A 25,906-nucleotide genomic window follows, 5' to 3' on the forward strand; every position below is an offset into this window, starting at 1 on the left:
CCAACGCCGCCGGGCGGTACGGCCGGCCGTTGCCGGCGTCGTACCGCCCGGAGCGGGGGCCCGTGGCACGGGTGGCGCGCTACTTCGTCACGGCGGCCTCGACCTCGGCGAAGGTCTCGGCGTCCACCAGGCCGGTGTCCTCCAGGACCTCCAGGTGATCCAGCACGGTCTGGTTGGCCTGCCGCGCGTGACGGCGGATCAGATCGTTCTGCGTCGAGCCGCGGACCTCGCCGATGACGGCGAAGATCTTGCCGTGCGAGGCACGCAGAAGATTGGCGAAGAGCTTGTCGAACTCGGCGCCCTTGGCGGCCTTCATCTGCCGGACCCACTCCTGCTGCTCGGCCGTGGCCTGGTCGGGGATCTGCACCCCGAGGAGCTTGGCGTCCTCGCGGACGAGCTGGTCCAGCTTGGAATGGCCGTCGATGAGGTGGAGCCCGGCGCGCTTGACCGCCTCGCTGGAGGCGTTGGTCTGGGCCAGCCGCCCGGCGGGGATCTCCCACAGCCCGGCCTGGCGCACGGATGACAGGAACTTCTTGTCCACCTCGGTGACGGTCCCGATGTCACCCGCGGCGGCCCCGTTCTGCGCCTGTCCCTGCGCCTGCCCGTCGGCGCCGACGGCGGCGTCGGCCCCCGCTTGGGGTGCTCCCGCGATCGGGCTCGCCTCCTCGTTGGCCTGGCTGCTGGTGGTCTGCAGGTTGATCAGTACGGGTATGAGTGCCAGTACGGCGACGATCGCTAGGGCGATGGCCGCCGTGCGCATCGACACTCTGGGCTTCTCGGCCCGGCGGTTGCTGCGCACGGTGCCTCCTCCTGGGGACGGGTGTTCCATCCCATACGGAGGGGCGGCGGGGTGTTCACCGTCCCGGCGGGGCAATCGGATTGCCCTTCTCCGGGCGGCGGCCGGGCCCGGAAGGGCACCCTGGGGGGAACGCACGGCCCCGCCCCTGCGGCCCCGACAGCCCGACAGCCGGACAGCCGGACAGCCGGTGATCAGAAGCCCGTCCTAGTAGACGGACTCCGCCTCGCGCATCCGGTGCTCCGGTACCGTCTTCAGCTCCGACACGGCCTCGGCCAGCGACACCAGGTGGATGTCGTTGCCGCGCAGCGCGGTCATCATGCCGAACTCCCGCCGGTGCGCGGCCTCCACGGCGTGCCAGCCGAAGCGGGTGGCGAGGACGCGGTCGAACGCGGTCGGGGTGCCGCCGCGCTGGACGTGGCCGAGGATGACGGGGCGGGCCTCCTTGCCGATCCGGCGTTCCAGTTCGGCGGCGAGGCGGTTGCCGATCCCGGTGAAGCGCTCGTGCCCGTACTGGTCGATCTGGCCCTTCTCGTACGGCATGGAGCCCTCGGCCGGGTGCGCGCCCTCGGCGACGCAGACGACGGCGAACTTCTTCCCGCGGGAGAAGCGTTCCTCGATCATCTCGCAGAGCTTGTCGAGCTGGAACGGCCGTTCGGGCAGGCAGATGCCGTGGGCACCGCCCGCCATGCCCGACTCCAGGGCGATCCAGCCCGCGTGCCGGCCCATCACCTCGACGACCATGATGCGCTGGTGCGACTCGGCGGTGGTCTTCAGCCGGTCCAGTGCCTCGGTGGCGACGCCGACGGCGGTGTCGAAGCCGAAGGTGCGGTCGGTGGCCGAGATGTCGTTGTCGATGGTCTTCGGCACGCCCACGACCGGCATCCCCGCGTCGGAGAGCATCCGGGCCGCGGTGAGCGTGCCCTCGCCGCCGATCGGGAGGAGCGCGTCCAGGCCCAGTTCACCGCAGAGTTCCTCGGCGTGGTCGCAGGCCTCGTCGAGCCGGCCGCGCTCCAGCCGGGCGGAGCCGAGGATGGTGCCGCCGCGGGAGAGGATGCCGCTGACCGCGTCCAGGTCCAGCTTCCGGTAGCGCCGTTCGAGCAGTCCCTTGAACCCGTCTTCAAAACCGACGACCTCGTCGCCGTGGCCGACCACGGCGCGGTGCACCACGGACCGGATCACAGCGTTCAGTCCGGGGCAGTCGCCGCCTGCGGTGAGGACTCCGATACGCATGGTGCTGTGTCTCCTGTGGTGGGATTTCCGGTCCGGAAGTGGGGGGAGATACGGATGTGTCAATCCGATTGTTCCACGCCCGGCGGACCGGTGACGCTTCCAGCCGTCCGGACGAGCGCCTTACCGATCGGTACGGATAGTGTCAAGACGAGCGCTCGCCACGCGGGGGTTAGCCACCCCGCGGGCCGGTGAGGCTTCCCCGTGCCGGTCTTCGTACGCACGGGGGCGGCGGCCCGGAAGCATGGGGCACCAGCGGGACGGGCAGCCGCGAGCGAGAACGAGGCGTGAACCCGGCGGGACCGGCCGGGACGAGCGAGGAACGGAGAGCACGCGTGACGCGCAGCGTGTACGTCACCGGGATCGACCGGGGCGACGGCCGCCAGGTCGTCGAGCTGGGGGTGATGGAGCTCCTGACCCGCCACGTGGACCGGGTGGGCGTCTTCCGCCCGCTGGTGCACGACGGACCGGACCGGCTCTTCGAACTGCTCCGCGCCCGCTACCGGCTGCTGCAGGACTCCGGGTCGGTCTACGGCATGGGCTACGAGGCGGCGGCCGCCCTCCAGGCGGAGCGCGGCACCGACGAACTGGTGTCCCATCTGGTGGACCAGTTCCACGCCATGGCGCGGGACTACGAGTTCGTCCTCGTCCTGGGCACCGACTACGCCGAGACGGGCGTCCCCGCGGAGCTCAACCTCAACGCCCGGCTCGCCAACGAGTTCGGCGCCGCGCTGATCGCCGTCGTCGGCGGGCAGAAGCAGCCGGCCGAGTCCGTACGGGCGGAGGTGCACAACGCGTACGCCGCCTTCGACTCCCTCGGCTGCGACGTCGTCGCCATGATCGCCAACCGGGTGAACCCCGCCGAGCAGCGGGAGATCGCGGCCGGGCTGGCCGCCAAGCTGCCCGTCCCCTGCTACGTCCTGCCGGAGGACAGCTCGCTCTCCGCGCCCACCGTGCAGCAGATCGTGCAGTCCCTGGGCGCGGAGGTGCTGCTCGGCGACGCGGCCGGACTCGCCCGGGACGCCCGGGACTTCGTCTTCGGCGGCGCCATGATGCCGACCTTCCTCGCCGCGCTCACCGAGGGCGCCCTCGTGGTCACCCCCGGGGACCGGGCGGACCTGATCATCGGTGCGCTCGCCGCCCACGCGGCCGGCTCACCGCCCATCGCCGGGGTGCTGCTCACCCTCGACGAGCGGCCGGGGCCGGACATCATGGCGCTCGCCGAACGGCTCGCACCGGGCACGCCCGTGGTCTCCGTACCGGGCAAGAGCTTCCCCACGGCGGGCGAACTCTTCGCGCTGGAAGGCAAGTTGAACGCCTGGTCGCCGCGGAAGACGGAGACCGCACTCGGCCTCTTCGACCGGCACGTCGACACCGCCGACCTGACCTCCCGGATCTCGCTGGCCCGCTCCAGCCGCGTCACGCCGATGATGTTCGAGCACGAGCTGATCGAACGTGCCCGGGCGCACCGCCGCCGCGTCGTCCTCCCCGAGGGCACCGAGGAGCGGGTACTGCGCGCGGCGGACGTCCTGCTCCGCCGCGACATCTGCGACCTGACGCTGCTCGGCGACCCGGAGACGATCCGCCGGCGCGCCTCCGAACTCACCGTGGACCTGGCGGACGCCCAGCTCATCGACCCCCGCACCTCGCCGCTGCGGGAGCGTTTCGCCGAGCTGTACGCCAAGCTCCGGGCGCACAAGGGCGCCGACTACGAGCTGGCGTACGACGTGGTCGCCGACGTCTCGTACTTCGGCACCCTGATGGTCCAGGAGGGGCTGGCCGACGGCATGGTCTCCGGTGCCGCGCACTCCACCGCCGCGACGCTGCGCCCCGGCTTCGAGATCATCAAGACCGCTCCGGGCGCGCACATCGTCAGCTCGGTGTTCTTCATGTGCCTGGCGGACCGGGTGCTCGTCTACGGCGACTGCGCGGTCAACCCGGACCCGGACGCCGAGCAGCTCGCCGACATCGCCATCCAGTCGGCCGGTACGGCCGCCAAGTTCGGCGTGGAGCCGCGGATCGCGATGCTCTCGTACTCCACCGGCACCTCGGGCCACGGCGCCGACGTCGACAAGGTGCGCAAGGCCACCGAACTGGTGCGGCGGCGGCGGCCGGACCTGATGGTCGAGGGGCCGATCCAGTACGACGCCGCCGTGGACGCCACCGTGGCCGCCGCGAAGCTGCCCGGGTCGGAGGTCGCCGGGCGGGCCACGGTGCTGGTCTTCCCCGACCTCAACACCGGCAACAACACCTACAAGGCGGTCCAGCGGTCCGCGGGCGCCGTCGCGGTCGGCCCCGTCCTGCAAGGGCTGCGCAAGCCGGTGAACGACCTGTCGCGCGGCGCCCTGGTGCCGGACATCATCACCACGGTGGCGATCACGGCCATCCAGGCCCAGGAGCGGAGCGTCCCGGCCGGGCAGGCGGCGGGGGACGCGCAGCCGACACCGGCCGCACAGCCCGCGCCCCCGGCAGCAGCGGACGCGGCGCAGCCGGCCCTGGAGCCGCGGCGGTCGCCGCGGGCCCTGGGAACGGGCACGGGCACGGCTCCGGCTCCTGGCGGCGCGGACGCCGGATCGGAGGAGATCACGCACCAGGCGGAGAGCGCCCACCGGAACGAGAATCCCCGGGAAACCCGGCCCCAGGAGCCCCGGCCCCACACACCCCGGACCCCCGGACGCAGAAGGCGCGCCCCGAGTGAGCACCGATTCCGCGGGTCCGGCCCGCAGCACCGCAACCGCGGCGGACCGTCCGGCGGCCACCCGCGTCCTCGTCATCAACTCCGGCTCCTCGTCGGTCAAGTACCAGCTCCTGGACATGGCCGGCCGGACCGGAGCGGACGGCAGGGGCACAGCCGGGACGGGCCCGGACGGCACGGGTGCCGTGCGGCTCGCCTCCGGGCTGGTGGAGCGGATCGGTGAAGGCCCCGTCGCCGACCACGCGGCCGCCCTGCGGCAGGCGGCGGCCGAACTGGACGAGCGCGGGCTGGGTCTGGACTCCCCCGATCTCGCCGCCGTCGGCCACCGCGTGGTGCACGGCGGCACCCGGTTCACCGAGCCGACGCGGATCACCGACGAGGTGGTGGCGGGGATCGAGGAGCTGATCCCGCTCGCCCCGCTCCACAACCCGGCGAACGTCCAGGGCATCAAGGTGGCCCGGGAGCTGCGCCCGGACCTGCCGCAGGTCGCCGTCTTCGACACCGCGTTCCACTCGACGATGCCCGAGCACGCGGCCCGCTACGCGATCGACACCGCCACCGCCGACGCCCACGGGGTGCGCCGCTACGGCTTCCACGGCACCTCGCACGCCTATGTCTCGCGGGCCGCCGCCGCGCTGCTGGGCCGGGAGCCCGCCGAGGTCAACGCCATCGTGCTGCACCTGGGCAACGGCGCCAGCGCGTCCGCCGTCGCGGGCGGGGTGTGCGTGGAGACGTCGATGGGCCTGACTCCGCTGGAGGGGCTCGTGATGGGCACCCGCTCGGGCGATCTGGACCCGGCCGTGATCTTCCATCTGTCCCGGGTGGCGGGGATGTCCACGGACGAGATCGACACCCTGCTCAACAAGCGGAGCGGTCTGCTCGGCCTGTGCGGGGACAACGACATGCGGGAGATCGGCCGCCGGATGGCCGAGGGGGACCGGGCGGCCGGGCTGGCGTTCGAGATCTACGTCCACCGGCTGCGGAAGTACGTGGGCGCGTACACCGCCGTCCTGGGCCGGGTGGACATCATCGCGTTCACGGCGGGCGTCGGGGAGAATTCGGCTGCCGTACGGGAGGCGGCCATGCGCGGGCTGGAGGCTCTGGGCATCGCACTCGACCCGGTGCGCAACGCGCTGCGCGGGTCGTCCGCACGGCTGATCTCGGCCGGCGGCAGCAGGACCGCCGTGGCCGTGATCCCCACCGACGAGGAACTGGAGATCGCGACACAGGCATACGCGCTGGTCGGTGCGGTACGCGACTGAACACGGCCGCACCCGCTCACCGGAGTTCCGGACGGCGGCCGGGCAGCGTCAGCACAGGATCAGGACAGGAATATTCCGCTCCGAAACAAACCCGATAGGATGGCCCCCATGCGCCGTTCCAAAATCGTCTGCACCCTGGGCCCAGCCGTCGACTCCTACGAGCAGCTGAAGTCGCTGATCGAGGCCGGTATGAACGTGGCCCGCTTCAACATGAGCCACGGGAGCCACCCGGAGCACGAGGAGCGGTATCACCGCGTCCGGAAGGCGTCGGAGGAGACCGGCCGGGCGGTCGGTGTGCTCGCCGACCTCCAGGGGCCGAAGATCCGGCTGGAGACCTTCACCGAGGGCCCGGTCGAGCTGGTCCGCGGGGACGAGTTCACCATCACCACCGAGGACGTCGCGGGCGACAAGTCCATCTGCGGCACCACCTACAAGGGCCTGCCGGCGGACGTCTCCAAGGGCGAGTCCATCCTCATCAACGACGGCGCGGTGGCGCTGCAGGTGACGGAGGTGGAGGGGCCGCGCGTCCGGACCATCGTCATCGAGGGCGGGGTCATCTCCGACCACAAGGGCATCAACCTGCCGGGCGTGGCGGTGAACGTGCCGGCGCTGTCGGAGAAGGACGTCGAGGACCTGAGGTTCGCGCTCCGGCTCGGCTGCGACATGGTGGCGCTGTCCTTCGTCCGGGACGCGTCGGACGTCCGCGACGTGCACCGGGTGATGGACGAGGTCGGCCGCCGGGTCCCCGTCATCGCCAAGGTGGAGAAGCCGCAGGCCGTCGCCAACATGGAGGAGGTCGTGATGGCCTTCGACGGCGTGATGGTCGCCCGTGGCGACCTGGCCGTCGAGTATCCGCTGGAGAAGGTCCCGATGGTGCAGAAGCGGCTGGTGGAGATGTGCCGCCGCAACGCCAAGCCGGTGATCGTCGCCACGCAGATGATGGAGTCGATGATCAACTCCTCGCGGCCGACCCGCGCCGAGGCCTCCGACGTGGCCAACGCGATCCTGGACGGCGCGGACGCGGTGATGCTGTCGGCCGAGTCCTCGGTCGGCAAGTACCCGATCGAGACGGTCAAGACGATGTCCCGCATCGTCGAGGAGGCCGAGCAGGAGTGGCTCAACCGCGGCCTCCAGCCGCTGGTGCCCGGCAAGAAGCCGCGCACCCAGGGCGGTTCGGTGGCCCGCGCGGCCTGCGAGATCGCCGACTTCCTGGGCGCCAAGTCGCTGGTGGCGTTCACCAAGTCCGGTGACACCGCCCGCCGGCTGTCCCGCTACCGGGCGAGCCAGCCGATCCTCGCCTTCACCACCGACCCGGCGACCCGCTGCCAGCTCGCGCTGAGCTGGGGCGTCGAGACCTACGTCGTCCCGCACGTCGACAACACCGACGCGATGGTGGACCTCGTCGACGCGGAACTGCTCAAGCTGCACCGCTACAACGAGGGCGACACCATGATCATCACGGCGGGCTCCCCGCCCGGCGTGCCCGGCACCACCAACATGGTCCGGGTCCACCACCTGGGCGCCCAGGGCTGAGACCCGGTTACCCGGGCCGGGCACCGGCTCCGCGCCGCACCCGTCCCCCCGCACCACGCAGCGTGGGCCGCCCCGTCGGGGGCGGCCCACCTGTCGTCTCGCGGCTCCGGGAGCGGGGTAACCGTGCCCGGGGTGCGGTGTGGCGTTCCGTCTCAGCCTCCGTCGTACATCTTCATGCCGGGGACCGTCAGGTCTCCGCCGAACTGGCCGGCCTGGGTGACCTTCACACCGGTGAAGAAGACCTCGGGGAGGTTCAGCGGCGGCGGGCTCTTGGGGCTGAAGGTGATCGGGATGATGCCCAGGAGGTTGCCCTTGAGCTCCTCCGTGTACATGGTCACCGTGCCGCCCCGGATCGTGGAGTTGCTGCCCTCCGCGGCCTTCACATGGGTGGTGCTGCCGCCGGGGGCCTGGACCATCTGGTGGAGGTCCCGGATGTCCACGCTGGTGGCGGTGAACTTCAGGACTTCCTTGACCTTGCCGCTCCAGGTCCTGACCTTGACGATGCCCTGGTAGTCGAGGCCGTGCAGCGAGAGCTTGCTGCTCTCCAGGATCCACGGCTCGTCGGGCAGCAGGGCCGGGGTCGGGTCGACCTCCGCGTCGGCCAGGGCCTGGGCGTCGTACTCGGGGCAGGGGAACGGCTGCAGGCCGTCCTCGGCTGTCGGCGAGGGGGACGGGGTGGCCGCGTCCTTGGCATCCCCGGCCGCCTTCTCCGCGGCCTCCTTGGCCTCCCCGGCCTTCTCCGCAGCCTCCCCGGCCTTCTCCTCCGCCGTCCCGGCGGCCGATCCGGCGGCGTCCGCGACCTCGTCCACGGCCTGGCCGGCGCTCTCGCGCGCCGAGTCCGCGGGCTCCTCCGCGTCCGCGGAGGGCTCCGCCGAAGGGCTGGCGCTCGGAGAGGCGGTGGCCGAGGGCTCCGCGGTCTCCTCCTTGTCGCCGCCGCCGGTGAAGAAGTCGTTGATCTTCTCACCGATGCCCAGCGGGTCGAGCGGGTTCCTCGTCTCGGACTCCGACGGGGACGGCTCCGGCTCCGGCGTCTCCTCGGCCGGGGGTCCGGACGCCTCGGAGGACTCCGCGGATCCGCCGTCCTCCGCACTCGGGGCGGGCTCCGGCTCCGGCGCGCTGCCGGACGACGGCTCGGGGGCCGGCTCGGGCGCTTCCGGCCCGGCGGCGCCGTCCTTCTCACCCGCGGCCCGGTCGTCCGTCTTCCCGTCCTCGGCGGCCTTGGCGTCCTCGTCCGGCTCGTCGGGCTGGGACACGCACTTGCCCGGCTTGAACTTGGGCTGCGGGTCGGCCTGGGCCAGCGGGGTGCTGAGTCCCATGCCCACGAGCACGGCGGTCGGCATGGCCGCCAGGGCTATCGCCCGGCCGGCGGGCATGTGCAAACGGGTGAGCATCGACTTTCTCGGGGCCGCGTGGCGCGGCCCCTCCGCTGCGCGACGGCGGCTCTCGCCGTCGAGCCGAGCCTCGTCAGCCCGCACGGTGCCTCCCCTTCTCGGATTCTTCGTCCGCCCAGACGCCGGCCGCGGCCGGTTCCGGCGCGGAGGCACCGTCCTCGCTCTCCGGCACCCTCCGGGGTGCGGGTTCCTCCTCGGGCTTCTTGCCGGGCGCCCAGGCGATGGCCAGGGCACCGCCGATGAGGGCGGGCAGGAAGCCCAGCAGGAAGCCTCCGATGTTGGAGACCACCAGCGAGACCAGTGCGAGCATGATCGCCGCGACGCCGGCGAAGGTCTTGGCGACGGACTGGTACCACATCGTCAGGCCCAGGACGACCAGGAGAACCCCGATGACCAGCGAGCCCGCGCCCGCCGTGGTCGCCATACGGATCGTCAGCTGTCCGACGGTGAGATTCGCGTACGGGAAGTACGCGATCGGCAGTCCGCCCAGCAGTGTCAGCAGGCCCGCCCAGAAGGGCCGGTTGCCACGCCAGACGCGGAAACGAAGCCTCCAGTAGTGGAATCGGCCGCTCGGACCCGGTGACTCGGCGCTCATGGAAAACAGCTCCCTGGTACGGGCATTGCTCAAAAAGTGAGGAAGTGGGCGGGCGGGGGGTAAAGCCCCCGCCCGCCCGGGCGAGTGCTTAGTAGCACTCCTTGACGCCCCTGTGCAGCTTCATCGAGAGGCCGCTCAGCTTGAAGGTTCCGGCGCTGGTCGCCCAGGCCGTCTGCTTCACGTTCTTCAGGACGGCCTTGTCGGCCTCCTGGGCGAATCCGAACGGGTTCGCCTGCTCCTTGCCGCCCTTCATGCCGGGGCCCTTGGTGCTGGACCCGGCGGCGACACCGATGTTGATGTTCTTGAACGTCGCGTCGGCGTTCAGGTCGGCGACATCGATGTAGAGGTTGTCGGCGGCGACGGCGGTGCCGTTGCCGCCCGCCTTCAGCTGCAGCGACACCGAGCCGAGACCGGGGATGCCCGGCGTGACCACCGACTGGCACATGTTGGTGATCTCGGCGTGCTTGAACGCGGAGACCGCGACCGGGTGGGCGGTGTCCTTGCCCTCCAGGGTCTTGCCCTGCGCGATCGCGCCGTACTGGACGAAGCCTTCACCTTCGAGGTGGTCGGCCGTCACCTTGAAAGACTGCCCGGAAACGCTGAAGGACGCCGCCAGCGCGCCCTGCGCCATCGCGATACCCACCGCGGCGGTGGCCGCCACGCTGGGCACCATCACCACGGCGAACCGCTTCCATCTGGTCCCGCCACGCACCTGGGACTCCATGACTTTCCTCCTTCTCGGACGTACATCTCCGGCCGGGGGAGCCCCTGGCCTGGGATGGGAGAAGTGCTACGTCCTCGGAAAGGAGAGCGCCGTCTCGGAGACGGAAACGTGTCCGAAACCCGGCGATCACCCCCGAGCGACAACCACTGGCCACGCTCTCGCGCAACCTCCTGGACAGGACCCGCTCCGCGGCGGGTACCCCCCTGTCCAAGGCCGGCATCACCCACGCCGGCCTGCCCGGTGGGGACCCGTTCCGTGGCACCGGCTGGATGCGGTACTGCGGGACGAGACCGAGCGTGGCCGATCGTGGTGCATATCCGTCTGTCACACAAGGGGTTCATTACTTGCGAGTAATGAGCAGATGACGGGCGGCGGTCCGGACCGCCCGGATCCGGCACTGTCGGTCGTCGCGTTTCGTCACGGCACTTCCGGAATGACCGGACAGAACCGGACGAAGGAACGCCCCTCTCTTACTAGCAGTAACAGCGGGGGCAATCACCAAGTTTTGGCAAAGTACGGTCTCCGAGGTGTGGAGATCCGGACATCCGGCAACGCGAGCCCGGCCACCGGCGGCTCCGGAGGGTGCCGTACCGGCCGGGCACCGGCACGGGGGCGGGCGGCACAGCGGGGCCGGACGGCGGCCACCCGCGGGGGTCTCCCCACCGGCGGCCGCCGTCCGGCCCCGCGTTGTCACCCTTCCCACCTGCGCGGACGCGATCCGGCGCCCGTCCTTCCGGGCCGTGCCCGGACCCGTGCCTAGAACAGCACGCGCGCCAGCGCGGTCCGGGCCTTGGTCACCCGGGGGTCGTCCGCACCGATGACCTCGAAGAGCTCCAGCAGACGCAGTCTCGCCCGCTCCCGCTCGTCACCGGCGGCGCGCCGGACCATTTCGACCAGCCGCCCGAAGGCGTCCTCGACGTGCCCGCCGACCAGGTCGAGATCGGCTGCGGCGATCTGGGCGTCCACGTCCGCCGGGTTGTCGGCCGCGGCCTTCCGCACGGCCTGCGGGTCCGCGCCCTGCACCCGCTGGAGCAGCTCCGCCTGGGCCAGGCCGAGCTTGGCCTCCGGGTTGGCCGGGTCGTCGCTGAGGACGTTCCGGTAGGCCTGGACCGCGCCGCCCAGGTCGCCCGTGTCCAGCGCCTCGTGCGCCGCCGCGAGCGCCGCGTCGTACGGACCCGCGGGCGGCTCGGGAGCGGGCTGCTCGGCCGCGCCCTCCTCGCCCGCCCCGAGGGGTTCGCCGACGATGCCGAAGCGCTCCTCGGCCACCTGGATCAGCTGGTCCAGCACCTGCCGGATCTGCGCCTCGGGGGCCGCCCCCTGGAACAGCGGCAGCGCCTGCCCCCCGACGACGGCGAAGACGGCGGGAATGCCCTGGACTCCGAACTGCTGGAAGAGCATCTGGTTGGCCTCGACGTCGACCTTGGCCAGGACGAAGCGGCCGCCGTACTCCGCCGCCAGCCGCTCCAGCACCGGGCTGAGCTGCTTGCAGGGCTCGCACCACTCGGCCCAGAAGTCGATGACGACCGGCACCTGGGCCGACCGCTGGAGCACCTCCCGCTCGAAATCCGCCTCATTGACATCGATCACGGCGGCCGGAGGCGCGGCAGCCGTCCGGCCCTCGCGGGCCGCCTCGGCGCGCGCCTGCTCCGCCTTCTGCCTGGCCTCCCCGGCGGCCTTCACGGCGGCGAGGTCGACCACTCCACTCATGGACATGTTCCGTGGCTGCATGGGTACATCCTCCCCTCTCCGGGCGCCGATCGGAAAAGCGCCGTGAGACCGCGCGCGGATCCGGCCGCCCGTACGGCCGCCGGAGCCCCGGCGGGCTCGGCGGACCGGCGGGGACGAACGGCCGGAGGGCCGGGCCCGTCACCCGGGCCCGGCCCCGCAAGGGATCCACCGCGCCGCCGTCCGGCCGCGACTCCGGCGGGCCGGGCGGTCAGAAGCCGGCCGGCTCCGTGTAGACGCCCCACTCCTCGCGCAGCACGCCGCAGATCTCGCCGAGCGTGGCCTCGGCCCGTACCGCCTCCAGCATGGGCTCGATCATGTTGCCGCCGTCCCGGGCCGCCGCGAGCATGGCGTCCAGGGCGGCCCGGACCGCGCCGTCGTCACGGGCCGCCTTGCGCTCCGCGAGCGCCCGGACCTGTTCCCGCTCGACCTCGTGGCTGACCCGCAGGATCTCCAGGTCGCCGGTGACGGAGCCGGTGTGGCAGTTGACGCCGACGACCTTCTTGTCGCCCTTCTCCAGCGCCCGCTGGTACGCGAAGGCGGCCTCGGCGATCTCGCCGGTGAACCAGCCGTCCTCGATGCCGCGCAGGATGCCGGAGGTGACCGGCCCGATCGGGTGCTCGCCGTTGGGCACCGCCCGCCGGCCGCGCTCCTTGATCTGTTCGAAGATCTTTTCGGCGTCGGCCTCGATCCGGTCGGTCAGCGCCTCGACGTACCAGGAACCGCCGAGCGGGTCGGCGACGTTGGCGACACCGGTCTCCTCCATCAGCACCTGCTGGGTGCGGAGCGCGATCTCGGCGGCCTGCTCCGAGGGGAGCGCCAGGGTCTCGTCGAGGGCGTTGGTGTGCAGGGAGTTGGTGCCGCCGAGGACGGCGGCGAGCGCCTCGACCGCGGTCCGCACGACGTTGTTGTACGGCTGCTGGGCGGTGAGCGAGACCCCGGCGGTCTGGGTGTGGAAGCGCAGCCACTGCGCCTTCTCCGTCTTCGCCCCGTAGACGTCGCGCATCCAGCGGGCCCAGATGCGGCGCGCGGCGCGGAACTTGGCGATCTCCTCGAAGAAGTCGAGGTGCGCGTCGAAGAAGAAGGACAGGCCGGGTGCGAAGTCGTCCACGTCCAGACCGCGGGAGAGGCCCAGTTCGACGTAGCCGAAGCCGTCGGCGAGGGTGTAGGCGAGCTCCTGCGCCGCCGTGGAGCCGGCCTCGCGGATGTGGTAGCCGGAGACGGAGAGGGGCTTGTACGCGGGGATGTTCCGCGCGCAGTGCTCCATCAGGTCGCCGATGAGACGCAGATGCGGCTCGGGCTGGAAGAGCCACTCCTTCTGCGCGATGTACTCCTTGAAGATGTCGGTCTGCAGCGTGCCGTTGAGGACGCCGGGGTCGACGCCCTGCCGCTCGGCGGCGACGAGGTACATGCAGAAGACGGGGACGGCGGGGCCGCTGATCGTCATGGAGGTGGTGACGTCGCCGAGCGGGATGTCCTGGAAGAGGACCTCCATGTCGGCGGCGGAGTCGATGGCGACGCCGCAGTGGCCGACCTCGCCGAGCGACTTGGGCTCGTCGGAGTCGCGGCCCATCAGGGTCGGCATGTCGAAGGCCACCGAGAGGCCGCCGCCGCCGGCCTCCAGGATCATCTTGTAGCGCTCGTTGGTCTGCCGGGCGTTGCCGAAGCCGGCGAACTGGCGGATGGTCCAGGTGCGGCCGCGGTAGCCGGTCGGGTGGAGACCGCGGGTGAAGGGGTACTCCCCGGGCCAGCCGATCCGCTCGAACCCGGGCACGGTGCTGCCCGGGGGCGGGCCGTACACGGGGTCGACCGGATCGCCCGAGAGCGTGGTGAAGTCTGCGTCCCGCTTACGGGCCGCGTCGTACCGGGCCTGCCAGCGGCGGCGGCCTTCTTCGAGAGCGTCGGAGTCCATGCCCCCAATTTACTTGGACGTCCTACTATCTGTCGACGGCAGGCCGCGGGAAGCGGGACCGCCGCCCCCGCGGCGCCCGGCCGCTCTAGACCTCGGCGGCCACCGGTGTGCCGTCCGTGACGAGCGGTTCCACCTCACGGGTGATCCTGCGCTCGACGAAGAAGGCGGCGAGCGGGATGGTGCCGGAGAGCAGCACCCAGAGCAGCTTGCCGAAGCTCCACTTGGCCTTGGAGCCCAGGTCGAAGGCGAAGATCAGATAGATGATGTACAGCAGGCCGTGCGTCTGGGACACCACGAAGGTGAGGTCCTCGCCGCGGCCGAAGCCGTACTTGAACACCATGCAGGTGCTGAGGACCAGCAGCATGACGGCGGTGACGTAGGCCATGACCCGGTACCGGGTCAGCACGCTCTTCTTCATGCCGTCGAGCCTAACCGGAGCCCGCGGCGAGCCCGCCGCTGCCCCGGCTCCGCCCGGACCCGGGCCGGCGGCCCGCGCTCACTCCTCCTCGAAGTCGCCGGCCGCGACGCGCAGCGGGCGGAGCAGCGCGAAGATCTCGGCGCACTCCTCGGCGTCGTACACGCCCAGCCCGAAGTCCATCGCCATCAGATCGCGGGTGGCGGCCTCGACGACCTCGCGCCCCTTGTCGGTGATGGTCGCGAGGGTGCCGCGGCCGTCGTTGGGGTTCGGCCGCTTGGCCACCAGACCGGAGCGGACCAGCCGGTCGACGGTGTTGGTGACGGAGGTGGGGTGGACCATCAGCCGCTCACCGATCTTGGACATGGGGAGTTCGCCGGCCTTGCTGAAGGTGAGCAGCACCAGGGCCTCGTACCGGGCGAAGGTGAGGCCGTACGGCTTGACGACGGCGTCCACCTGCCCGAGCAGGATCTGCTGGGCTCGCATGATCGAGGTGATGGCGACCATGGACGGTACGGATCCCCATCGCTGCTTCCAGAGTTCGTCGGCTCGGGCGATCGGGTCGAACGACAGGCTGAGCGGCTTCGGCACGCCTCGACCTTACCGGCCGGTCATATGGTGGTCAGCCCCGTCCCGCATACCGGTCAACCCGGTGTGCGGGAAGACCGGCCGGGCATGTGCCCCCGCCCTCGGGGTAGATCATCCCCGACATGCTTTCGGACAGGAACGAAAACCTGGCGGAGAAGGCGGACCCTATGCCCTTCCATCTGCGATGCGGGCCCGACGACGCGCCGCACTGCCGGTTCGCGGTCTCCCCGCTGTGGGAGACGCGGAGCGCCGTGCGCGCCCTGGACCGCCCCGGCCCGCCCGGCGCCCGGCTTCCCTGGCTGCGCAGAATCCAGGTGGCGGCCTCCGGGCTCAATCTGGCGCCGCTGTCGCTGCTGACCCCGGCCCACGGCTGCGGCCCCGCTTCCTCGCCCCGCGCCCCGCCGACCCGTACACCCGGATCGAGGACGAACTGGCCCGGGTCCGGGCGACGGACCCGGCCGTGGCCCGGGTGGAGCTGGAACGCGCGCTGGACGCGACCCCGGGCGCGGCCGTCAGCCTGCGCGGACGGCGGATGCTGGAGGACCCCGGCCGGGCCGTCAAGGAACTGGCGGACCTGCTGGAGCTGGCCTGGCGGGCGCTGATCGAGCCGGACTGGCCGCCGCTGCACGCCCTGCTGGAGGCCGACGCCGCCTTCCACGCGCGGCGGCTGTCCGGCGGTGGGCCGGAGGGACTCTTCGCCGAACTCCACCCGGACGTGTCCTGGAGCGACGGCACGCTGACGGTCGCGCACGCCGAATCTCCTGAGCACGGGACGGACGGCGCGGACGGCGCGGAGGGGACAGACCGGACGGGCGGCACGGACGGCGCCGAGGGAACGCACGGCGCGGACGGGACGGGCCTCCTGCTCGTCCCCAGCGTCTTCTGCCGGCCGGGCCCGGCCGCCGGCGCCGGGGTGCCGTGGGACCGGGCCCTGGTCTACCCGGCCCGCGGCCTCGGCGGGCTGTGGGAATCCGCCTCCGCCGAACAGCCGCCGGAGGTGCTCTCCCGGCTGCTCGGCCGGGGCCGCGCGGCCGTCCTCACCGCGCTGGAGGAGCCGGCGAGCACCACGGGACTCGCCCGCCGGCTGGGCCTGGCGCCCTCCTCCGTCTCGGCGCACCTCTCGGCGCTGCGCGACGCGGGCCTGCTGACCTCGCACCGCTACGGCCACCAGGTGCTGTACGAGCGCACGCCGCTCGGGATCGCGCTGGCCGCGGGCTGACAACCCATGGAGGACGGATCCGGCCTCCGCGACCGGCGGAACCGCCTCAGGCGTTGACGACGCCCTCGCCGCGGGCCCGGGCGGCGATGACCCCGTCCTCCTCCTCGCGGCGCAGCATCCGCTCGGCCCAGAAGCCGCCGACCGGGATCAGCGAGAGCACGAAGTAGACCAGCGGCTGCTTCACCGGCCACTTGGTGCGGTTCCAGGCGTCGGCCAGGAAGAGCAGGAAAAGGATGACCAGCACACCGTGGATCGCGCCCATCACCGGCACCGCGTTGAAGTCGGTGGTGCGCTTGAGCACCGAGCAGACCAGCAGCAGCAGGTAGGAGACCGCCTCCACGGCGGAGACCAGGCGGAGTCGGCGGACGGCGGATGCAGTCTTGATGTCCACGGGCGGGAACCTCTTTCCGGGCGGAACGGGGGCTGGGATCGGGGTGGGACCGGGCCCCGGGGTGCGGGCCTGGTCCGGGGGCGCCATGCGGCGAGCGGCTTGTGAACGCCCGCACAAGGGGGTCCATTCTGACAGCCGAGCCGGGCCGACGGCCGCCCGGGTGGGCCGGTGTGACATTCCCTACGGCCCGCGGGCCGGTCCTCGTACGGGAGATCCCCTGTCGGTACTCCCCCGGGGCGGATACGGTCGGGGCTGTGGCGCAATTCCGACTGCAAGGCAGCAAAGTACTCGCCGTCGACCTGGCCGGAGAGGCCGTCAAGGCGAAGAACGGCGCGATGGTGGCCTACGACGGCCGTATGGACTTCAAGAAGCTGAGCGGAGGCGGCGAGGGCCTGCGCGGCATGGTCACCCGCCGGCTCACCGGTGAGCAGATGGAGCTGATGGAGGTGCGGGGGCAGGGGACCTGCTGGTTCGCCGACCGGGCCACCGAGATCACCCTCGTCCCGCTGCACGGCGACACGCTCCATGTGGAGGCGAGCAATCTGCTCGCGGCCGACGCCGGGCTCCGCACCGGCACGACCTTCACCGGGCTGCGCGGGGCGGCCCAGGGCAACGGCCTGTTCACGACGGTGGTCGAGGGCACGGGCCAGGCGGCGATCATGTCCGACGGGCCGGCGGTGGTGCTGCGGGTGTCGCCGGCGTATCCGCTGCGGGTGGACCCGGGGGCGTACGTCGCCCACACCGGCAAGCTGCGGCAGGAGTTCCAGTCCGGTGTGAACTTCCGCACCGTGCTGGGCGAGGGCTCCGGGGAGTCGTTCCAGATCCGCTTCGAGGGCGAGGGGCTGGTCTATGTGCAGCCCAGCGAGCGCAACACGGTCGGGGGGCAGCTCTGATGCCGTTCCGGGAGATCAACTCGAAGATGGTCGAGGCGCGCATCACGCCCGGGCAGCGGCTGTTCAGCCAGCGCGGCGCGATGCTCGCCTACCGGGGGCAGGTCAGCTTCACCCCCAGCATGGCGGGCGGCCAGGGCGGGGTGATGTCGATGATCGGCCGCCGGGTGGCGGGCGAGGCGGCGCCGCTGATGACGGTCGAGGGCGACGGCACGGTGATGTTCGGGCACGGCGGCCACCACATCCAGGTGATCGAGCTCGCCGGTGACACCCTCCACGTGGAGGCGGACCGGCTGCTGGCCTTCGACGGAACGCTGCAGCAGAAGCCGGTCTTCCTGGGCTCGCAGGGCGGGGTGATGGGCATGGTGCGGGGCCAGGTCACCGGCCAGGGGCTCTTCACCACCACCCTGAGCGGGCACGGTTCGGTGGCGGTGATGGCGCACGGCGGCGTCATCGAGCTGCCGGTCTCCCCGGACCGTCCGGTGCACGTCGACCCGCAGGCGTACGTCGCCCACCACGGGAACCTGCGCAACAAGCTCTCCACGGCGCTGGGCTGGCGGGACATGGTCGGCCGCGGCTCGGGAGAGGCCTTCCAGCTCGAACTCTCGGGCACCGGCGCGGTGTTCGTCCAGGCATCGGAGGAGAAGCTGTGACCGGTCCGGCCGTCTTCGACCCGCAGACCCTGCCGGCCGACGACAACGTCAACGACTACACCTTCTGTGTGGACCTGAACGGCCAGTGGTTCCTGCAGAAGGGCAAGATGATCGCCTACTACGGCGAGATCGCCTTCGACGGTGTCGGCCACGGCCGCCTCGACCGGCTGGTCGCCGGCAGCTTCCACTCCCCGCTGCACGCGGCGGACTGGGTGGTGGCCGAGGGCCGGGGCAGGATGCTCCTCGCCGACCGGGCCTTCGACGTCAACTCCTACGACCTGGAGGACGGCAACCTCACCGTCCGGTCGGGCAATCTGCTGGCCTTCGAGCCGGGGCTGTCGCTGAAGCAGTCGATCATCCCGGGCTTTCTCACCCTGATCGGGACGGGGAAGTTCGTGGCCGCGTCGAACGGCCCGGTGGTCTTCGTGGAGCCGCCCATCCGGGTCGATCCGCAGGCGCTCGTCGGCTGGGCGGACTGCCCCTCCCCCTGCCACCACTACGACCACGGCTATCTGCGCGGGGTGCTGGGCGGCGTACGCGCCCTGACCGGGCTCGGCGGGGCCTCCGGTGAGGAGCACCAGTTCGAGTTCACCGGGGCCGGGCAGGTGCTGCTGCAGTCCACCGAGCAGCTGATGGACGAGCTCGCCACCGGCGCCGTCCCGGGGGAACCGGGCGTCCCCGGCGGCGGCCCCTCCGGCGGCCCGGGTTCCGGCTCCCCGGCTCCCCAACTTCCCCAGCTGCCGGGCGGCCTGGGAGGACTCCAGCGCCGCTTCGGACTGTAAACGCGGGTCTCCGGAGTGTAACGTTTCGAACGCGTGCCCGCACCGAGCAGTTGCACGAGGGAACACCGGGGGCGGTGCGAAGCAAGCAGTCCGCCATTGGTCCGTATTTCAACTTTAATAGGTAGAATATTCATATGGAGACCGAGACGGCCACCCGCTGGCTCAGCGATGAGGAACAGCGTGCCTGGCGCACCCACCTGGACGTCAGCAAACTGCTGATGCACCAACTGGAGAAGGATCTGCAGCCGTTCGGCCTGACCATCAACGACTACGAGATCCTGGTGAACCTCTCCGAGTCCGAGGAATCGCGGATGCGAATGAGTGATCTCGCCGGCGCCACCCTCCAGTCGAAGAGCAGGCTCTCCCACCAGATCACCCGCATGGAGAACGCGGGCCTGGTCCGGCGGGAGAACTGCGAGTCCGACCGCCGAGGGCTCTACGCCGTTCTGACCGACCACGGAGCGCAGGTCATGCGGGAGGTCGCACCGCACCACGTCGCGTCCGTACGGCGGCACTTCATCGACCTGATGCCCCCCGCGGAGCTGACGGCCCTGCGCGAGACGCTCACCCCGGTCGCGGAGCACCTCCGCGAGCAGCGCGCCGGCTGACCGCCGCCGGTCACCGCCCGGACCCGGCGTCCGGGCCGCTGCCGCTCACGGAGACCCCGGCGAGCGGCAGCCGCAGCCGGAACACCGCGCCGTCGGCCACCACCAGCGTGCCGCCGTGGCGCAGCGCGATGTCCCGCGCGATGGCGAGGCCCAGTCCGGCCCCGCCGTCGTCGCGGCTCCGCGCGTCGTCGAGACGGACGAACCGTTCGAAGATCCGCTCGCGCTGGTCCGGGGGGACCCCGGGCCCGTCGTCCGACACCTCCAGCACCGCCCAGGCACCGTCGCGCCGCAGCGAGACGCCCACCTCGCGGCGCGCATGACGCCGCGCGTTGTCCAGCAGATTGCCCAGCACCTGCGCCAGCCGGCCGCGCGACCCGGTGACCTCGCACTCCGACTCCACCGCCACCCGCACCGGAAGGCGGTCCCGGCGCTGCGCGACCTCCTCCCGCACCAGCGTCCCGAGGTCCACCACCCGGTCCGGCGGGCGCTCCCCCGCGTCCAGCCGGGCCAGCAGCAGCAGATCCGCGGCCAGTGCCTGCAGCCGTACGGTGTCGGCGACGGCGCCCGGGACGTCCAGCAGCTCCGGGTGCGCCTCCCCCACCTCCAGCTGGGTGCGCAAGCTGGCGATCGGGCTCCGCAGTTCGTGCGAGGCGTCGGCGACGAACTTCCGCTGCCGCTCCACGGAGGACTCCAGGGCCGTCAGGGTCTCGTTGGTGGTCCGCGCCAGCCGTTCGACCTCGTCACCGGAGCGGGCCACCGGCACCCGGCGGGAGAGATCGGCCGAGGCCGTGATCGCGCCCATCTCGCGGCGGATGCCCTCCACGGGGCGCAGGGCGCGCCGGGTGGTCTGCCAGGTCGCGGCCGCCACCACGGCGAGCAGCGGCGGCAGCCCCGCCAGCATCGCCGTGCGGACCGTGCCCACCGCCTCCTGCTCGGTGGCGAGCGGGGCGCCCGCGTGGACGGTCAGGGTCTCGCCCCGCGGGGTGGTGGCCTCCACCGAGGCGAAGCGGTAGGCGGCCGTTTCGCCGTCCACGGTGGCGGTGCCGGAACGGGTCCCGGCGCTCTCCGACACCTCGCCGCTTCCGGGGTCGTCGTCATCGTCGCCGCGACCGCCGTGGTCGTCGTCGCGGTCGTCGTCATCGTCACCCGTCGGGGACGGCCCGGGTTCGGGGGTGACGCGGGCGCTGCCGGTGCCGGTCACCGCCTCCAGCCCCTCGCTCGCGGCGCGCAGCCGCCCGTCCTCGTCCACCACCTGCACCGGCTGCCCGCGGTCCGGCAGCTCCAGGCTCCCGTACGCCCGTCCCGCGGCCACCTGGGAGGCGATCTCCCGGGCCGCCAGCCGCGCCTCCAGATCGGCCCGGCCGAGCAGGTTGTCCCGCAGCACCCACAGCACGGCTGCCCCCGCGGCGACCAGGGCGACGGCGACGACGAGCGTGGCGCCCAGCGCGGCCTTCGCCCGTACGCTCCTCATCACCGGTCCACCAGCCGGTAGCCGGCCCCGCGCACGGTGGCGATGCGGGAGGAGCCGAGTTTGCGCCGCAGAGTGCTGATGTACACCTCGACGATGTTGGGGTCGCCCTCGTAGGCGAAGTCCCAGACGTGCTCCAGGATCTCGCTCTTGGACACGACCTCGCCCGCCCGCACCGCGAGCTGCTCCAGCACGGCGAACTCCTTCGCGGTGAGGGTGATCTCCTCGTCCCCGCGCCGCACCCGGCGGGCCGCGGTGTCCACGGTCAGCGGCCCCGCGGTCAGCACCGGGGACGCGGTGCGCCCGCGCCGCCGCAGCAGCGCCCGGACCCGGGCCACGAGCACGACGTAGGAGAACGGCTTGGTCAGATAGTCGTCGGCGCCCGTGTCGAGGCCCTCCGCCTCGTCGTACTCGCCGTCCTTGGCGGTCAGCATCAGGATCGGGACCTCGGCACCGGCGGCGCGCAGCGCGGCGCACACGCGGTAGCCGTTCATCCCGGGCAGCATGATGTCGAGCACCACGAGGTCGTGGACTCCCTCCAGCGCCCGGTGGAGCCCCTCCAGGCCGTCGTGGACGACGTCCACGGCGAAGCCCTCCGCCGTGAGCCCTTTGGCCAGCGACAGAGCCAGCCGTTTCTCGTCCTCCACGATCAGCAGGCGCACGAGTCCAGTCTCGCGCACCCCGCCTGAAGAAGATTTCAGGTGGCTTCAGCGGGGCTTCAGCATCGTCCCGGCACGGTGGGCACCACACCGACACGGGAGGCAACGCATGAAGCGGAACATCGTCATCGCGGCCGTCGCCGCCACCGTCCTGGCCGGCGGCGGAGCGGCCGCGGCCGTGGCAGCCGCCGGGGACGGCGGGGCGGCCGGGGACGCGCCGTCACGGCCGGGCGCGGCGGCCGGCGAGGGCTCGGAGGACTCCGGACGGTCCGGCGGCGACGACCGGGAACGGGCCGGGACCGCGCGGACCACCGTGGCCGAAGCCGTCCGCGCGGCGCTGGAGGCCCGCGCCGGCACCGCCGCCTCGGCCGAACTGGACGACGAGGACGACCGGCCGGTCTGGGAGATCGAGGTGCTGGGCCGGAAGGGCACCTGGTACGAGGTCCGGGTGGACGCGGGCAGCGGCAAGGTGACGGGCGTCGCCGAGGACGACGAGGACGGGGACGAGGACGGCGGTGACCGCGGCGAGCGGGAGTCCCTCCGGCGGGCCGCCACGGACCTCGGCGGTGCCGCCGGTGCCGCGGTGAAGCAGACGCCCGGCACGGTGACCTCGGTCGAGTTCGAGGGTCGGGACGACGACGGGGACACCGGCCGCGACGGCGCGTGGGAGGTCGAGATCCTCGCGAAGGACGGCACGGAGCGCGAGGTACGGGTGGACGCCGGAACCGGGAAGGCCACCGGCGCCGGGGCGGCCGCCCAGGACTCCGGCGACGACCGGGACGGCCGGGAGGCCCGCGGCGGGGACGACCGGGACAGCGGGAAGGACGAGGACCGCGACGGCCGGGACGACCGGGACGACGACGGGGACGGCCGGGAGGACGACAAGCACGACGACCGGAAGGACGACGACCGGGACGACAGCCGCTCCGACGGCTGAACCAGTCCGCGACCCGGGTCACCGGACACAGCACCCGGTCCCGGCACACGGCTGCGGCACGGCATCCGCCCCGCCCGGGCCGACGGGCCCTGAGACCGGCCCCCGCCACACCCCGGCCGAGCCGGGCCCGGCCGGCCCGGCCCGGCCCGGCCCGTCACCGTGCAACGTCGGCCACCCCACGACAACGGCGGCGCCGGTCCCGCACGGACCGGCGCCGCCGTTCGTCGTGCTCTGTCGCCCCGCGCCCCGAGCGCGGCGGCCGTCCGGTGGCACCGGCCGCCGGCCCCGCTCCGGGCCGGGCCCTGCCCCGGGCCGGGGTTCGTCAGCTCTCGGTGACCCCGGCGACCAGCTCGTCCGCGGCCGTGTAGGGGTCGAGCGTGCCGTCCACGATCCGTTCGGCCAGCGCGCCGAGCCGCCGGTCGCCGCGGAGGTCGCCGATCCGCTCCCGCAGCGCGGTCACCGCGATCGTCTCCACCTCGTGGGCCGCGCGGGCCCGGCGCCGCTCGGTGAGCGCGCCGCGCTCCTCCATCCAGGCCCGGTGCTTCTCCAGCGCCTCGACGACCTCGTCGACGCCCTCGCCCCGGGCCGCGACCGTCTTGACGATCGGGGGACGCCAGTCCCCCGGCGACCGCGCCTCGCCCAGGCCGAGCATGTGGTTGAGCTCCCGGGCGGTGGCGTCGGCCCCGTCCCGGTCGGCCTTGTTCACCACGTACACGTCGCCGATCTCCAGGATCCCGGCCTTGGCCGCCTGGATGCCGTCCCCCATGCCGGGGGCCAGCAGCACCACGCTCGTGTCGGCCTGTGAGGCGATCTCGACCTCGGACTGGCCGACGCCGACGGTCTCCACCAGGACCACGTCGCAGCCGGCCGCGTCGAGCACCCGGATCGCCTGCGGGGCGGCCCAGGCCAGCCCGCCGAGATGGCCGCGGGTGGCCATCGAGCGGATGTAGACGCCGGGGTCGGAGGCGTGGTCGCCCATCCGCACCCGGTCGCCCAGCAGCGCGCCGCCGGAGAACGGGGAGGAGGGGTCGACCGCGAGGACCCCGACCCGCTTCCCGGCCCTGCGGTACGCGCTGACCAGCGCCGAGGTGGACGTGGACTTGCCCACCCCGGGCGAGCCCGTCAGCCCGACCACGTACGCGTTGCCGGTCAGCGGCGCGAGGGCGGCCATGACCTCACGGAGCTGCGGCGACGCCCCCTCCACCAGTGAGATCAGCCGGGCCACGGCACGCGGGCGGCCCTGCCGCGCCTGCTCGACCAGGGTGGGGACGTCGGCCATCGGTCACTGCTCCGTCTCTGTGGATCTCTTCGGGCCCCGCCGGGCGCGGCGGGGGCCGCGGGTCACTTGCCCGGGACGCGGACGATCAGGGCGTCGCCCTGGCCGCCGCCGCCGCACAGCGCCGCCGCGCCGGTGCCGCCGCCGCGCCGCTTGAGCTCCAGCGCCAGGTGGAGCACGACGCGGGCGCCGGACATGCCGATCGGGTGGCCGAGGGCGATGGCGCCGCCGTTGACGTTGACCTTCTCCGAGGTCACCCCGAGGTCCTTCATGGACTGCACGGCGACCGCGGCGAACGCCTCGTTGATCTCGATCAGGTCCAGATCGTCGACCGTCAGGCCGTCCTTGTCCAGCGCGTGCTTGATCGCGTTGGCGGGCTGGGACTGCAGGGAGTTGTCCGGACCGGCGACGTTGCCGTGGGCGCCGATCTCGGCGATCCACTCCAGGCCCAGCTCCTCGGCCTTCGCCTTGCTCATGACGACCACGGCGGCGGCGCCGTCGGAGATCTGCGAGGCGCTGCCGGCGGTGATGGTGCCGTCCTTGGCGAAGGCGGGCCGCAGCTTGCCCAGCGACTCGGCGGTGGTCTCGGCGCGGATGCCCTCGTCCTGGGAGAAGATCACCGGGTCGCCCTTGCGCTGCGGGATCTCGACCGGGGTGATCTCCGCCTCGAAGAGGCCGTTCTTCTGCGCGGCCGCGGCGCGCTGGTGGGAGGCGGCCGCGATCTCGTCCTGCTCGGCGCGGCCGATGCCCAGCCGGGTGTTGTGCTTCTCGGTGGACTCGCCCATGGCGACGTTCTCGAAGGAGTCGGTCAGCCCGTCGAGCGCCATCGAGTCGAGGACCTGCACCGCGCCGTACTTGTAGCCCTCGCGGGACTTCGGCAGCAGGTGCGGGGCGTTGGTCATGGACTCCTGGCCGCCGGCCACGATCACGTCGAACTCACCGGCGCGGATGAGCTGGTCGGCCAGGGCGATGGCGTCCAGGCCGGAGAGGCAGACCTTGTTGACGGTCAGCGCGGGGACGTTCATCGGGATACCGGCCTTCACGGCCGCCTGCCGGGCGGGGATCTGGCCGGCGCCCGCCTGGAGCACCTGCCCCATGATCACGTACTGCACCTGGTCGCCGCCGATGCCGGCCCGGTCCAGGGCGGCCTTGATGGCCACCCCGCCGAGGTCGGCGCCGGTGAAGCTGCGCAGGGAACCGAGCAGACGCCCCATGGGCGTGCGGGCCCCTGCGACGATCACAGAAGTGGTACCGGTCGTGGCAGTCATGGTGCGGTCCCTTCGGACGGGATCAAGCCCTCCGGGGGATGCGGCAGGGCCCCGGAAGGGTTAACGAGGGTTTCCGTCAATGTACTGAGCGGTACGGCCCCGGGTCACCGGTCGGCGGGTGTGATCGCGCGCACGTTGCGTAGTCGCATGTGAGAGGGGTGCACTGGTCTCATGCTGACGCGTATCGACCACATCGGAATCGCCTGCTTCGACCTCGACAGGACCGTGGAGTTCTACCGCGCCACCTACGGCTTCGAGGTCTTCCACTCGGAGGTCAACGAGGAACAGGGGGTGCGCGAGGCCATGCTGAAGATCAACGAGACCTCGGACGGCGGCGCCTCCTACCTGCAGCTCCTGGAGCCCACCCGCGAGGACTCCACCGTCGCGAAATGGCTGGCCAAGAACGGTGAGGGCGTGCACCACATCGCTTTCGGCACGGCCGACGTGGACGGTGACGCCGCCGCGATCCGGGACAAGGGCGTCCGCGTGCTCTACGACGAGCCCCGCACCGGCTCCATGGGCTCGCGGATCACCTTCCTCCACCCCAAGGACTGCGGCGGCGTGCTGACCGAACTCGTCACCGCCAAGGGGACGGAGGGAGGCGAGGACCCCCACAGCCACTGACCTCATATCGCCCCGGCCGGTAGAGTGGCCGTTCGGCCGGGGTTGTGAGGCCGGCGCAGGTTCCACGGCTGTGCCCCCTTCCCCGCCGATGATCTGACACCATTCCCCGGAAGGCGGCGTTCGGTTCAGGGAACCCTTCTCCGATTGAAGGCATCCTTGTTTCGGAACGTACCTTCCTACGGAAGGGCTGTTGCCGATCGAAGAACGGGCCGGCGCCTGGAACGGGCAGGGCAGCGCCGGTGTCGACGCGACCAGGGGACGGATG

At 72.3% G+C, this 25,906-nt stretch carries 22 protein-coding genes and 2 pseudogenes; 10 read left to right on the forward strand and 14 right to left on the reverse strand.

Annotated elements, in window-relative coordinates; all coding sequences use genetic code 11:
* Window positions 1–79: 79 nt before the first annotated feature.
* On the reverse strand, window positions 80–799 hold the full coding sequence (locus E4N63_RS09590) for a DUF4142 domain-containing protein (RefSeq protein WP_228430040.1): 720 nt from the start codon (window positions 797–799) through the stop codon (window positions 80–82).
* A 204-nt stretch (window positions 800–1,003) separates the two neighbouring features.
* On the reverse strand, window positions 1,004–2,029 hold the full coding sequence (locus tag E4N63_RS09595) for an ATP-dependent 6-phosphofructokinase (RefSeq protein WP_230240420.1): 1,026 nt from the start codon (window positions 2,027–2,029) through the stop codon (window positions 1,004–1,006).
* 332 nt (window positions 2,030–2,361) lie between these two features.
* Here E4N63_RS09595 and pta point away from each other — a divergent pair.
* The 3 genes and pseudogenes from pta to pyk form a co-directional block, all read left to right on the forward strand.
* A pseudogene (gene pta, locus E4N63_RS09600) lies at window positions 2,362–4,452 on the forward strand (phosphate acetyltransferase); the annotation flags it as partial.
* Between the two features lie 346 nt (window positions 4,453–4,798).
* Entirely contained in the window at window positions 4,799–5,983 is a 1,185-nt protein-coding gene (locus tag E4N63_RS09605; RefSeq protein ID WP_308188778.1) for an acetate kinase, read from the forward strand.
* A 108-nt stretch (window positions 5,984–6,091) separates the two neighbouring features.
* Window positions 6,092–7,516 (forward strand): pyruvate kinase, encoded by a 1,425-nt coding sequence (gene pyk / locus E4N63_RS09610; protein WP_125625940.1) that lies wholly within the window; start codon window positions 6,092–6,094, stop codon window positions 7,514–7,516.
* 152 nt (window positions 7,517–7,668) lie between these two features.
* Here pyk and E4N63_RS09615 read toward each other — a convergent pair whose 3' ends face one another.
* The 7 genes from E4N63_RS09615 to E4N63_RS09645 form a co-directional block, all read right to left on the reverse strand.
* Entirely contained in the window at window positions 7,669–8,907 is a 1,239-nt protein-coding gene (locus E4N63_RS09615) for a hydrogenase expression protein HypF (RefSeq protein ID WP_230240422.1), read from the reverse strand.
* 73 nt (window positions 8,908–8,980) lie between these two features.
* Complete coding sequence (locus tag E4N63_RS09620) at window positions 8,981–9,502, reverse strand: DUF6114 domain-containing protein (protein ID WP_019709967.1); 522 nt, start codon at window positions 9,500–9,502, stop codon at window positions 8,981–8,983.
* Between the two features lie 88 nt (window positions 9,503–9,590).
* Window positions 9,591–10,226, reverse strand: coding sequence for a DUF6230 family protein (locus E4N63_RS09625; protein WP_043459700.1), 636 nt, complete (start codon window positions 10,224–10,226; stop codon window positions 9,591–9,593).
* A 756-nt stretch (window positions 10,227–10,982) separates the two neighbouring features.
* Window positions 10,983–11,954 carry a tetratricopeptide repeat protein gene (locus E4N63_RS09630; protein WP_230240423.1) on the reverse strand — a complete coding sequence of 324 codons (972 nt, stop codon included), beginning with the start codon at window positions 11,952–11,954 and terminating at the stop codon, window positions 10,983–10,985.
* A 208-nt stretch (window positions 11,955–12,162) separates the two neighbouring features.
* The gene (locus E4N63_RS09635; RefSeq protein WP_125625944.1) at window positions 12,163–13,863 is read right to left on the reverse strand and encodes a methylmalonyl-CoA mutase; all 1,701 of its coding nucleotides are present in this window, start codon (window positions 13,861–13,863) and stop codon (window positions 12,163–12,165) included.
* Window positions 13,864–13,948: 85 nt separating this feature from the next.
* Window positions 13,949–14,281: a DUF3817 domain-containing protein gene (locus E4N63_RS09640; protein ID WP_043459691.1), complete on the reverse strand. Its 333-nt coding sequence runs from the start codon at window positions 14,279–14,281 to the stop codon at window positions 13,949–13,951.
* A gap of 78 nt (window positions 14,282–14,359) precedes the next feature.
* A complete protein-coding gene (locus E4N63_RS09645; protein WP_043459688.1) occupies window positions 14,360–14,869 on the reverse strand; it encodes a MarR family winged helix-turn-helix transcriptional regulator in 510 nt (169 codons plus the stop codon).
* 164 nt (window positions 14,870–15,033) lie between these two features.
* On the opposite strand from E4N63_RS09645, the pseudogene E4N63_RS09650 reads away from it, so the two are divergent.
* Window positions 15,034–16,085: pseudogene (locus E4N63_RS09650) on the forward strand (helix-turn-helix domain-containing protein).
* Between the two features lie 46 nt (window positions 16,086–16,131).
* Here the strand turns inward: E4N63_RS09650 and E4N63_RS09655 are convergent.
* Window positions 16,132–16,476, reverse strand: a complete 345-nt coding sequence (locus E4N63_RS09655; protein ID WP_125625946.1) for a DUF3817 domain-containing protein — start codon at window positions 16,474–16,476, stop codon at window positions 16,132–16,134.
* Between the two features lie 254 nt (window positions 16,477–16,730).
* Between E4N63_RS09655 and E4N63_RS09660 the strand changes: the two genes are divergently transcribed.
* The 4 genes from E4N63_RS09660 (at window position 16,731) to E4N63_RS09675 (ending at window position 19,409) form a co-directional block, all read left to right on the forward strand.
* Entirely contained in the window at window positions 16,731–17,369 is a 639-nt protein-coding gene (locus E4N63_RS09660) for an AIM24 family protein (RefSeq protein ID WP_125625681.1), read from the forward strand.
* Complete coding sequence (locus E4N63_RS09665; protein ID WP_125625680.1) at window positions 17,369–18,019, forward strand: AIM24 family protein; 651 nt, start codon at window positions 17,369–17,371, stop codon at window positions 18,017–18,019. Before E4N63_RS09660 ends, E4N63_RS09665 begins: the two co-directional genes overlap by 1 nt.
* Window positions 18,016–18,801: an AIM24 family protein gene (locus tag E4N63_RS09670; RefSeq protein WP_125625679.1), complete on the forward strand. Its 786-nt coding sequence runs from the start codon at window positions 18,016–18,018 to the stop codon at window positions 18,799–18,801. Before E4N63_RS09665 ends, E4N63_RS09670 begins: the two co-directional genes overlap by 4 nt.
* A gap of 134 nt (window positions 18,802–18,935) precedes the next feature.
* On the forward strand, window positions 18,936–19,409 hold the full coding sequence (locus E4N63_RS09675) for a MarR family winged helix-turn-helix transcriptional regulator (RefSeq protein WP_043459671.1): 474 nt from the start codon (window positions 18,936–18,938) through the stop codon (window positions 19,407–19,409).
* 10 nt (window positions 19,410–19,419) lie between these two features.
* On the opposite strand, the gene E4N63_RS09680 is transcribed toward E4N63_RS09675, so the two are convergent.
* Both E4N63_RS09680 and E4N63_RS09685 read right to left on the reverse strand, forming a co-directional pair.
* Window positions 19,420–20,880, reverse strand: a complete 1,461-nt coding sequence (locus E4N63_RS09680; protein ID WP_125625678.1) for a cell wall metabolism sensor histidine kinase WalK — start codon at window positions 20,878–20,880, stop codon at window positions 19,420–19,422.
* Window positions 20,880–21,539 carry a response regulator transcription factor gene (locus tag E4N63_RS09685; protein WP_125625677.1) on the reverse strand — a complete coding sequence of 220 codons (660 nt, stop codon included), beginning with the start codon at window positions 21,537–21,539 and terminating at the stop codon, window positions 20,880–20,882. Before E4N63_RS09685 ends, E4N63_RS09680 begins: the two co-directional genes overlap by 1 nt.
* Window positions 21,540–21,645: 106 nt before the next feature.
* On the opposite strand from E4N63_RS09685, the gene E4N63_RS09690 reads away from it, so the two are divergent.
* Complete coding sequence (locus tag E4N63_RS09690) at window positions 21,646–22,473, forward strand: PepSY domain-containing protein (protein ID WP_230240424.1); 828 nt, start codon at window positions 21,646–21,648, stop codon at window positions 22,471–22,473.
* Window positions 22,474–22,795: 322 nt separating this feature from the next.
* On the opposite strand, the gene meaB is transcribed toward E4N63_RS09690, so the two are convergent.
* Entirely contained in the window at window positions 22,796–23,752 is a 957-nt protein-coding gene (gene meaB, locus E4N63_RS09695; RefSeq protein ID WP_019706344.1) for a methylmalonyl Co-A mutase-associated GTPase MeaB, read from the reverse strand.
* Window positions 23,753–23,814: 62 nt separating this feature from the next.
* Window positions 23,815–24,990 (reverse strand): acetyl-CoA C-acetyltransferase, encoded by a 1,176-nt coding sequence (locus E4N63_RS09700; RefSeq protein ID WP_043459663.1) that lies wholly within the window; start codon window positions 24,988–24,990, stop codon window positions 23,815–23,817.
* Between the two features lie 198 nt (window positions 24,991–25,188).
* On the opposite strand from E4N63_RS09700, the gene mce reads away from it, so the two are divergent.
* Entirely contained in the window at window positions 25,189–25,641 is a 453-nt protein-coding gene (gene mce / locus E4N63_RS09705; protein ID WP_230240425.1) for a methylmalonyl-CoA epimerase, read from the forward strand.
* Window positions 25,642–25,906 lie beyond the last annotated feature (265 nt).

Source organism: Streptomyces sp. MNU89 (genome assembly GCF_020982505.1).
GTDB lineage: Bacteria > Actinomycetota > Actinomycetes > Streptomycetales > Streptomycetaceae > Streptomyces > Streptomyces xinghaiensis.